At 73.9% G+C, this 10,013-nt stretch carries 9 protein-coding genes; 6 read left to right on the forward strand and 3 right to left on the reverse strand.

Annotation, left to right across the window (positions count from 1 at the left end):
• Nucleotides 1-506: 506 nt before the first annotated feature.
• Both BN344_RS03610 and BN344_RS03615 read left to right on the forward strand, forming a co-directional pair.
• Nucleotides 507-1,100, forward strand: a complete 594-nt coding sequence (locus tag BN344_RS03610) for a hypothetical protein (protein WP_051515518.1) — start codon at nucleotides 507-509, stop codon at nucleotides 1,098-1,100.
• A gap of 92 nt (nucleotides 1,101-1,192) precedes the next feature.
• Nucleotides 1,193-1,963 (forward strand): hypothetical protein, encoded by a 771-nt coding sequence (locus BN344_RS03615; RefSeq protein ID WP_040337016.1) that lies wholly within the window; start codon nucleotides 1,193-1,195, stop codon nucleotides 1,961-1,963.
• A gap of 73 nt (nucleotides 1,964-2,036) precedes the next feature.
• On the opposite strand, the gene BN344_RS20090 is transcribed toward BN344_RS03615, so the two are convergent.
• Both BN344_RS20090 and BN344_RS03620 read right to left on the reverse strand, forming a co-directional pair.
• Complete coding sequence (locus tag BN344_RS20090; RefSeq protein ID WP_166518179.1) at nucleotides 2,037-2,192, reverse strand: DUF6131 family protein; 156 nt, start codon at nucleotides 2,190-2,192, stop codon at nucleotides 2,037-2,039.
• Between the two features lie 214 nt (nucleotides 2,193-2,406).
• Nucleotides 2,407-3,111 (reverse strand): NUDIX hydrolase, encoded by a 705-nt coding sequence (locus BN344_RS03620; protein WP_040337017.1) that lies wholly within the window; start codon nucleotides 3,109-3,111, stop codon nucleotides 2,407-2,409.
• A 72-nt stretch (nucleotides 3,112-3,183) separates the two neighbouring features.
• Here BN344_RS03620 and nadA point away from each other — a divergent pair, with 72 nt between their 5' ends.
• The 3 genes from nadA to nadC are packed head-to-tail and all read left to right on the forward strand — an operon-like array spanning nucleotide 3,184 to nucleotide 6,762.
• Nucleotides 3,184-4,197, forward strand: a complete 1,014-nt coding sequence (gene nadA / locus BN344_RS03625) for a quinolinate synthase NadA (RefSeq protein ID WP_231486475.1) — start codon at nucleotides 3,184-3,186, stop codon at nucleotides 4,195-4,197.
• Nucleotides 4,190-5,878 (forward strand): L-aspartate oxidase, encoded by a 1,689-nt coding sequence (locus BN344_RS03630; RefSeq protein WP_051515519.1) that lies wholly within the window; start codon nucleotides 4,190-4,192, stop codon nucleotides 5,876-5,878. The genes nadA and BN344_RS03630 overlap by 8 nt, the downstream gene beginning before the upstream one ends.
• Complete coding sequence (nadC, locus tag BN344_RS03635; protein ID WP_040337018.1) at nucleotides 5,875-6,762, forward strand: carboxylating nicotinate-nucleotide diphosphorylase; 888 nt, start codon at nucleotides 5,875-5,877, stop codon at nucleotides 6,760-6,762. The genes BN344_RS03630 and nadC overlap by 4 nt, the downstream gene beginning before the upstream one ends.
• A gap of 44 nt (nucleotides 6,763-6,806) precedes the next feature.
• On the opposite strand, the gene BN344_RS03640 is transcribed toward nadC, so the two are convergent.
• On the reverse strand, nucleotides 6,807-7,841 hold the full coding sequence (locus BN344_RS03640; RefSeq protein ID WP_040337019.1) for an LLM class flavin-dependent oxidoreductase: 1,035 nt from the start codon (nucleotides 7,839-7,841) through the stop codon (nucleotides 6,807-6,809).
• Between the two features lie 230 nt (nucleotides 7,842-8,071).
• Between BN344_RS03640 and BN344_RS03645 the strand changes: the two genes are divergently transcribed.
• Nucleotides 8,072-10,012, forward strand: a complete 1,941-nt coding sequence (locus BN344_RS03645) for a putative bifunctional diguanylate cyclase/phosphodiesterase (protein WP_231486477.1) — start codon at nucleotides 8,072-8,074, stop codon at nucleotides 10,010-10,012.
• The last annotated feature ends 1 nt before the right edge of the window (nucleotide 10,013 follow it).

A 10,013-nucleotide genomic window follows, 5' to 3' on the forward strand; every position in this document is an offset into this window, starting at 1 on the left:
GCCCGCACTGCCGCTGCCGGCTCCGGCACCGGCACCGGCAGCTCCGCTGCCACTCCCGGCCCCCCCGCCGCCACCGGTCGACCCGCCACCGGCACCCCCGGTCGTGGACCTCGTCGAGGGAGTCTCGTGCAACGTGCCGGGGAACCTCGTCCCGGACCTACCCGGTCTCCCGGAGTGCCCGAAGTAGCCTCCCGCCACGACAGTGGTCGACGGGCCCGCCGACCGGCCGGGCCGATCCGGGATCGGTACCGTTCGGTCGTTCCCGGGCGTCCTGCGCCGCCGCTCCTGATCCCGACGCGAGGACGATCCATGCTGCCCGTCGTCCGCCCCGTGACGATGCTCCTCACGGCCACCGCGACGGCGTCGCTGCTGACGGCCCTGTCCGTGTGGATCCGCTTCGCCGCCCTGGACGACCACGACACCCCCGGTTTCCCCGCCACGTCGCGGAGCGGCCTGGCCGTCGCGTACCGGCTGTTCAGCACCGACGACGAGGGCAACGTCCCGACGTGGTTCTCGGCGATCCTCCTGGCGCGATCGCCGTCGTCAGCCTGGGCATCTCCTTGGCGCTGCGCCGACGCGGGGCTCCGCTGCGCTGGTACTGGGGCGGGCTGGCCGCCGTCTTCGCGTACCTGTCGATCGACGAGCTCGCGCAGGTGCACGAGGAGGCGAGCCGGCAACTGGAGGGGATCGCCGAGCCCGGGGGCGCGCTGCACTTCCCGTGGGTGGTCGTGGCCGCGCCGCTCGTCGCCGTGTTCGTGCTGGTGTACGCGCGGTTCCTGTGGCGGATCCCGCGCCACATCGCCGTCCTCCTGGTGCTGGCCGGTGTTCTGTACGTCGGCGGCGCGCTGGGCCTGGAGGTGGGCGGCGGGTCCTTCGTGGGGTTCAACCGCACCTACGTGCTGCTGACCAGCCTCGAGGAGTTGCTGGAGATGGTGGGCGCGGCGCTGGCCCTGTACGCCGTGGCCCGCTACGCCGACGAGACGGTCCGCACCGACGACGCGCCGCCCGCGACCGCCCCCCGGACCGATCAGCGGGTCGACGGCGGCTCGACGACCGCGCACGGATCGGTGTCCTCGGTCTCCGGCGGGACGGCGCGGTAGAGAGCCGCCGGTCCGACCGGCGGCGATCGCTACCGTGGAACGCTCCCGGGCGTCCTGCGCGCCGCTGCACATCCACCACGCGAGGACGTTCCATGCTGCCCGCCGTCCGACCCGCGACCCTGCTCGTGACGGCCGCGGTCGTGACGTTGATCCTCACCGCACTGTCGGTGTGGGTCCGCGTGACTGCCCTCGATCCCGTCAGCGACGCCCTGTTCGGCCAGCACCCGCCCACCGGTTTCGCCGTCGCGTACCGGCTCTTCGACGCCGACGGCGAGGGGAACGTACCGGCGTGGTTCAGCGTGCTGCTGCTCGCCATGACCGCCCTGTTCAGCCTGGGTGTGAGCTCGCTGCTCCGTGACCGGGGGGCGCCGCTGCGCCGGTACTGGACGGGGCTCGCCGCCGTGTTCCTCTACCTGTCGGTCGACGAGCTCGCGATGGTGCACGAGGAGCTGATGCCTCGCCTGGAGCAGGTCGTCGAGGCCGAGGGTGCCCTGACGTTCTCCTGGGTGGTCGTGGCCGCGCCGCTCGTCGCCGTGTTCGTGCTGGTGTACGCCCGGTTCCTGTGGCGGCTCCCCCGGGACACCGCCGCCCTGCTCGTCCTGGCCGGCGCGCTGTACGTCGGCGGCGCGCTCGGCCTGGAGGTCGTCGGGGGGATGGTCCTCGACGAGGTCAAGGTGGTCAATCTCGCCTACGTCCTGGTGACGAGCGCCGAGGAGTTCCTGGAGATGGCCGGCGCCGCGCTGGCCCTCTACACCGTGGCCCGGTACGCCCGCAGCCTGATGCAGGATGCCGACGGCGGCCTGATTCCGGCGAACGGATCGGTGACCTCGATCTCCGGCGAGACGAAACCCCCGGCCGCGTGATGCAGCCGGGGGCTCGTTCGATCACCGTCCCGTTCGACTCCGCCCCCCTGGGAGGCCGGCGTCCCGGGGGCGGTCAGTACCAGACTTTTCGGCCTCCGACCGCGCGCCCGGTCGCCCCGAGGACGTAGAGGACGGCGCCCACGATCAGCAGGATGATCCCGATCGTCGTGAGGATGGGAATGCTCGCGACGATGCCGATCAGGAGCAGGATCAATCCGAGAATGAGCATGCGTCTCTCCGTTTGTTCGAAGTCAGGGCCGGCCCGGAAGCTATCCAGCAGGGCCTCATCGACACCTCGACGGCCCGATGATCACCCGATCGTGATCATCTCGATGCACGAGCAGGGTGCCCCGGCTGGAACACCCATGGCCGGATGAGCGTGGGCGCCGCGGAGGCCATCAGCGTCGCTCGTCCCGGCGGCGCCTCGGCCGCCGCAGCGGAGCTCATCGCGCCGCCGGCGGGCGGAAGACCGCGAACGGGTCGGTGACCGACAGCTCCGGCGTCACGAAGCGGTAGAGCGCGGCCGGCCGGCCACCGGATCGCCCCGGCGGCGCCTGCTCCCCCGTCGGCTCCAGCACACCCCGGCGCAGCAGCACCCGCTGCAGGTTCGTGGCGGTGACGTCGTAGCCGAGGGCGGCGACGTAGATGTCGCGGAGCTCCGCGACGGAGAACGCGGGCGGGGCCAGCGCGAACCCGACGTTGGTGTACGAGAGCTTGGCCCGCAGCCGGCTCAGCGCCGACCGCACGATCGAGCCGTGGTCGAACGCTGTGCCGGGCAGGTCGTCGACCGGGTGCCAGGCGGTGTCCTCCGGCAGCACCGGGTCCAGGTGCGACGGGATCAGCCCGAGGTAGGCCGTGGCGACCGTCCGGCCGCGGGGGTCGCGCCCGGGATCGCTGCGGGTCTCCAGCTGCTCGAGGTGCCCGAGGTGCTCCACCTCGACCTTGGCGGCCAGCTGACGGGCGACCGAGGCGCCGAGCGTCTCCTCGGGCAGCAGCGGTCCGCCCGGTAGCGCCCAGGCGCCGGCGAACGGATCGTTGGGTCGCTGCCAGAGCATCGCGTGCAGCCGGCCGCTCCGGACCTGCAGCACCACGGCCAGCGCCTGGTGCGGATAGGCCGGGCGCTCCGGCGACGACCACACAGAACCCATGCCCGGGAATGCTAGGGTCTTCCCACGAGGTTTTCGCCTGGTAGTCAGAAACCCACCCGCATGGAGGTCCCCGTGACCGCGACGCTGCCCGCCGCTCCCGCCGCTGCGTGGACGCCCGACCAGTGGCAGGACTGGCGCGACGAGGTGCGCCGGCTCGCCCGCGAGAAGGACGCCGTCGTCCTGGCGCACAACTACCAGGCCCCGGAGATCCAGGACGTCGCCGACCACGTGGGTGACTCGCTCGCACTGTCCCGTCTGGCCGCGTCGAGCGACGCGAGCACGATCGTCTTCGCCGGGGTCCACTTCATGGCCGAGACCGCCAAGATCCTGGCGCCGGAGAAGACCGTGCTGGTGCCGGACGCGAACGCCGGGTGCTCGCTGGCCGACACGATCACCGCCGACCAGCTGCGCGCGTGGAAGGCCGAGCACCCCGGCGCCGTCGTCGTCTCCTACGTCAACACCTCCGCCGAGGTGAAGGGCGAGACCGACATCTGCTGCACCTCGTCCAACGCCGTCGAGGTCGTCGAGTCGATCCCGGCCGACCGCGAGATCCTCTTCCTCCCCGACCAGTTCCTCGGCGCGCACGTCCAGCGGGTCACCGGCCGGCAGAACATGCGCATCTGGATGGGCGAGTGCCACGTGCACGCCGGCATCTCCCCCACCGACCTGCGGGCCAGCGTCGAGGCCGCGCCCGACGCCGAGCTGCTCGTGCACCCCGAGTGCGGCTGCGCGACCAGCGCGCTGTGGATGGTGTCCGACGGCCAGCTGCCCACCGAGCGAGTCCACATCCTCTCCACCGGCGGGATGCTCGACGAGGCCCGGCGGACGAAGGCAGAGCGCGTGCTGGTCGCCACCGAGATCGGCATGCTGCACCAGCTCCGCCAGGCCAACCCGACGACGTCGTTCGAGCCGGTCAACTCCCGCGCGGCCTGCCCGTACATGAAGATGTCGACGCCCGAGAAGCTGCTGCGCGCCCTCCGCGAGGGCCGCGACGAGGTGACCGTCGACCCGCAGGTCGCCGCCCGCGCCCGCGCCGCCGTCGAGGCGATGGTGGCCATCGGGACGCCGTCCCCGGTCGGTGAGTGAGGTGGTCCGCCGGATCGCCTCGCTCGCGCCTTCCGTCGTCGCGACCCTGCCGCTGCCGGCGGCGGAGCGCGAGGAGGTCACCGACGTCGTGGTCGTCGGCAGTGGAGCCGCCGGGCTGATGACGGCGGTCGCCCTGGCCGAGGCGGGGCGCGCGGTCACCGTCGTCACCAAGGGCGAGCTGGGTGCGGGCAGCACCCCGTGGGCGCAGGGCGGGCTCGCGGCCGTCCTGGGGGACGACGACGACGCCGAGCTGCACGTGCGCGACACCCTGGTCGCGGGTGCCGGGCTCTGCGACGAGCCGGCCGTGCGCGCCCTGGTCGCCGAGGCGCCGGAGGCCGTCGCGGAGCTGCAGGAGCTCGGCGCCCGCCTCGACCTCGACGACGACGGCCGGCCGGCCCTCACCCGCGAGGGCGGGCACAGCCGGGACCGGATCGTGCACGCCGGCGGCGACGCCAGCGGCGCCGAGGTCACCCGCACGCTCGCCGCCGCGCTGCGCGCCAGGGGCATCGCGGTCCTGGAGCACACCGTCGCCCTCGACGCTCTGCGCACCGCGGACGGCCGGGTCGCCGGGCTGCGGATCGCCCGCATCGGCGACGGCGGCGCGCTCGTCGAGCCCGCTGACCTGCGGGCCCGCGCCGTGGTGCTGGCCACCGGCGGCTTCGGGCAGGTCTTCACCGCCACCACGAACCCGGCCGGCGCCACCGGCGACGGCCTGGCGCTGGCGCTGCGCGCGGGCGCGGAGCTCGCCGACGTCGAGCTCGTGCAGTTCCACCCGACGGTGCTCTGGACCGGTTCCGGCGCCGAGGGCCAGCAGCCGCTGATCTCGGAGGCGGCCCGCGGGGAGGGCGCCGTCCTGGTCGACGGCGAGGGCCGCCGCATCATGGCCGGCGCACACCCGCTGGCCGACCTCGCGCCCCGCGACGTCGTCTCCGCGACCATCGCCGCCCACCTCCGGGCGACCGGTGCGGACTGCGTGCACCTGGACGCCAGGCACCTGGGAGCCGACTTCCTCGAGGTGCGGTTCCCCGGCATCGTCGCGGCCTGCCGTGGCGCCGGGTTCGATCTGGCGACCGAGCCGGTCCCGGTCGTGCCCGCCGCTCACTACGTCTGCGGCGGCGTCCTCGCCGACCTCGACGGGCGCACCGGGGTCCACGGCCTCTACGCCGTGGGCGAGGTCGCGTGCACCGGGGTCCAGGGCGCCAACCGGCTGGCGTCGAACTCGATCACCGAGGGGCTGGTGGCGGCCCGGCGCTGCGCCGGGCTGCTCGCCACCGAGCTCCCCCCGCTCGTCCCGTTCGTCGCACCGGGGTCCGCCGGCCACGCGATCGACCCCGCGGACCGCCCCTTCATCACCGCGGCGACGACCCGGCACGCCGGCGTCCTCCGGGACGCCGACGGGCTCACCGAGCTGGCGCGGACGCTGGCCGCCGTCGACCGCGCGCCGGGCACCCCGCTCGACCTGGCCACCGTCGAGGTGACCGCCCTGCACACCGTGGCGACCCTGCTGGCCGCGGCGGCCCTGGCCCGCCCGGAGAGCCGGGGCTGCCACCGCCGCCTCGACGCGCCGGAGGCCCGGCCGGAGTGGCAGGTCCGCCTCGTGCACCGGCTGGACCGCACCGGGCACGTGCGCACCCGCACGGTGCCGGTGCAGGACGGCGCCGACGAGCAGGTGGTGGCGTGACCGCCCCGCTGCGCGAGGACCTCGCCGCCGCGCTGCGGAAGGACGGGCTCGACCCGATCGCCGTGGAGCGCGTCGTCCGCACGGCGCTGGACGAGGACCTCGCGTTCGGTCCGGACGTGACGACGGCGTCGACCGTGCCGGCCGATGCCGTCGCCACCGGCGACGTCACCCCGCGGAGCACAGGCGTGCTCGCGGGCGTGCACGTGGCCGCGGTCGTGTTCGACCTCGTAGGGGGCCCGGAGGTGAGGATCCTGGTGCACGAGGCCGACGGCGCGACCACGGAGCCGGGGCTGCCGGTCCTCACCGTCACCGGCCCGACGCGCTCGCTGCTCACCGCCGAGCGGACCGCCCTCAACCTGATCTGCCACCTGTCCGGGATCGCGTCGCTGACCCGGCAGTGGGCGGACGCGGTCGACGGCACCGGGGCCGTCATCCGGGACACCCGCAAGACGACGCCGGGCCTGCGGGCGCTGGAGAAGTACGCCGTGCGCTGCGGTGGCGGGGTCAACCACCGGATGGCACTGGGCGACGCCGCGCTGGTGAAGGACAACCACGTCGCCGCGGCACGGGGCATCGCCGCCGCCGTGCGGGCGGTGCGGACGACGGCGCCCGACGTCCCGCTCGAGGTCGAGTGCGACACCCTCGACCAGGTGCGGGAGGCGATCGACGCCGGGGTGGAGCTCGTCCTGCTGGACAACTTCTCGACCGCCGACACCCGCACCGCGGTGGACCTGGTCCGTGGCACGGGGGTGCGGCTGGAGGCGAGCGGCGGGCTGTCGCTGGACCGGGCCCAGAAGGTCGCCGCGACCGGCGTCGACTACCTCGCCGTCGGCGCGCTCACGCACAGCGCGCCGGTGCTCGACCTCGGCTTCGACCTCCGCTGACCCAGCCCGGCGGACTTTCGGTGCCGAAAGTCCGGGCGAGGACGTCAGGAGCGGCGGTCGGGGTGCACCCAGCCAATGGCCGGGGCCACGTGCTCGACGACGTTCTGCAGCAGCCGCGCGTTGTACTCGACGCCGAGCATGTTCGGCACGGTGATCAGCAGGCTGTCCGCCTCGCGCACCGCGGCGTCCTTGGCCAGCTCCTCGGCGAGCTGGTCGGGCTCGCCGACGTAGCTCTTCCCGAACCGGGCCCGCACGCCCTCGAGGATGCCGACCTGGTCCTCGCCGGTGTCGCCGGCGAAGTACTGCCGGTCGAGGTCGCTGACGATCGGCAGCACGCTGCGGCTCACCGACACCCGCGGCTCGCGCTCCCAGCCGGCCTCGCGCCAGGCGGCGCGGAAGCGGGCGATCTGCTCGGCCTGCAGCTCGTCGAAGGGGACACCGGTGTCTTCGACCAGCAGCGTGGAGCTCATGAGGTTCAGGCCCTGCTGCGCGGTCCACTCGGCCGTCGCGCGGGTGCCCGACCCCCACCAGATGCGCTCAACCAGACCGGGCGACTGCGGCTGGATCGCCAGCTTCCCGGACTGCCCGCCGGTCATCTTCGGGTCGGCGTCGACCATCGGCTGCCCGGAGATGGCAGCGAGGAACAGCCCGGTCTTCTGCCGCGCGAGCTCGGCGTCGCTGCTGTCGGGCCCCGGCACGTAGCCGAAGGCCTCCGAGCCCCGCAGCGCCGTCTCCGGCGATCCCCGGCTCACGCCCAGCTGGAGCCGGCCGCCGCTGATGAGGTCGGCGGCCGCGGCCTCCTCGGCCATGTACAGCGGGTTCTCGTAGCGCATGTCGATGACGCCGGTGCCCAGCTCGATCCGCGACGTGCGGGCGGCCATGGCAGCCAGCAGCGGGAACGGCGAGGCGAGCTGCCGGGCGAAGTGGTGCACCCGTACGTAGGCGCCGTCCACGCCGAGCTCCTCGGCGGCCACCGCCAGCTCGATGCTCTGCACCAGCGCGTCCCGGCCGGTGCGCACCTGCGACCCCGGGATGGGCTGCCAGTGCCCGAAGGACAGGAATCCGATCCGCTTCTCCACGGCACTTCCCTCTCGTCGATCTCTGCTGCAGTCAGCGGCGGGGACGACGCGGGGATTCCCGGACAGACGGCCGCCGGGGCACCGAGGCACGACATCCTCCTGGGGGCACCGGCCGACCTGGCGGATTGTGCCGAGAGAACGCGCACGAATAACCCTGTGTGACGGCACGATCACGACTCTCCGTGAGACGGTTCCGTCACTTCACGCCGTCGATGCGGAACCCTGTGTGCGTGACCCCTCCCGCCTCCGAGATGCCCCGGCACCCTGCGGGACCGCCCACCGCGGCGGCCCGGCAGCGCGTGCGGGCGATCGACACGCTGCTCGCCGACCGCGGCCAGCTGTTCCAGGCGCTGTTCATGTCCGCGCCGATCGCCAAGGCCCTCGTCGACCTCGACGGTCACGTGCTCGTCGCCAACCCCGTCATGTGCGCGCTGACCGGCCGCACCGCCGACGACCTCGCGGGCCGCCACGTCGACCTGCTGGCCCACCCCGACGACCCGCCGGTCGGGGACCTCGGCCTGGCCTCCGCCCCCGGCGAGCCGGTCCTGGATCCCAACCTGCTCCTCGACGGCGAGCGTCGCCTGCGGCGCTCCGACGGCACCGAGCTGTGGGTCGTGCAGGCGCACGAGATCGTCCGGCACAACAACGGGACGCCGCAGTTCGTCGTCCTCTCCCTGGTGGACGTCACCGACCGGCGCCGCGCCGAGGACGACCTGCTCCGGCGCGCCTTCACCGATCCGCTGACCGGCCTGCCCAATCGCCGCGCCCTCACCGACCGGCTGCGGCACGCCGTCGCGCTCTCCCGCCGGCGCGGGCTGCAGGTGGGCCTGGTCCACCTCAACATCGACCGCTTCCGCGCGGTCAACGACAGCCTCGGCCACGAGGCCGGCGACCTGCTGCTCAGCCAGATCGCCGACCGGCTGCGCTGGAGCACCCGCGTCGAGGACACCGCCGTGCGACTGGGCGCGGACGAGTTCCTCGTCGTCGCCGAGGACGTCGAGGACCTCGAGGGGCTGCGCGCTCTGGCGGAGCGGCTGCTCAGCGTCCTCGACGAGCCGTTCGTCGTCCACGACCGGGAGATCACCCTCTCGGCCAGCGTCGGGCTCACCCTCGGCGCGGACATGACCCCCGACGACCTGCTGCGGCAGGCGCAGAGCGCGCTCACCCGGGCCAAGGCCGACGGCAGCCGCGCGCGGGTCGAGGTGCACGAGGGGGCGCTCAGCCGGGACGACGTCGACGCGCTGCAGTTGGAGACCGACCTGAAGCACGCGCTGGACAACGAGGAGCTGCGGCTCTTCTACCAGCCGATCGTGCACCTCGCCGACGAGACGCTGCTGGGCTACGAGGCGCTCATCCGCTGGCAGCACCCCACCCGCGGCCTGCTGCCTCCCGCTGCCTTCCTCGACGCCGCCGAGAACAACCGGCTGACCTCCAAGCTCGGCGCCTGGGTGCTCCGCCGCGCCTGCAACGACGCCGTCACCTGGCCCGACGAGCTGCGCGTGCACGTCAACATCTCCGCCCGGCACCTGGCCGAGGAGGGCTTCAGCGAGCTGGTCGCCGCAGCCCTCGAGGAGTCCGGGCTCCAGCCCTCCCGGCTCGAACTGGAGATCACCGAGTCGACGGCGCTGTTCGCCGCCGAGGCCACCCTGCACTCCGTCGCCGTCGTCACCGATCAGGGCGTGACCCTGGCGCTGGACGACTTCGGCACCGGCTACTCGGCGATCACCGCCCTGCACCGGCTGCCGATCCACACCGTCAAGATCGACCGCTCCTTCGTCGCCGACGTCGTCACCGAGCCCTCGACCGCCGCGCTCGTGCAGGGCCTGCTCCAGCTCGGGCGCGGCATGGGTCTGCAGGTCATCGCGGAGGGCATCGAGGACCTCGACCAGGCCGCCTGGCTGCTCGACCACGGCTGCGCCATGGCGCAGGGCTACGCCTTCGGCCGGCCGGCGCCACTGCCGAGTCCCGCCGAGGTGCTCATGGGCGAGGTCAGCGAGACCCCGGCCGAGGAGGTCGCCGGGGAACTGCTGCGCGGCGACCTGGAGACGCCGGTCGTGCCCCAGCCGCGCCCGGCGGACCCGACGGCGCCGCGCCGGGTCGTGCTCGCCACCGACGACACCGGCAAGTTCGGGCTGTTCGACCAGTTCGCCGACGACCCCGACGAGGACTAGC

Source organism: Candidatus Blastococcus massiliensis AP3 (genome assembly GCF_000582785.1).
In the GTDB taxonomy this organism is placed as follows: domain Bacteria; phylum Actinomycetota; class Actinomycetes; order Mycobacteriales; family Geodermatophilaceae; genus Blastococcus; species Blastococcus massiliensis.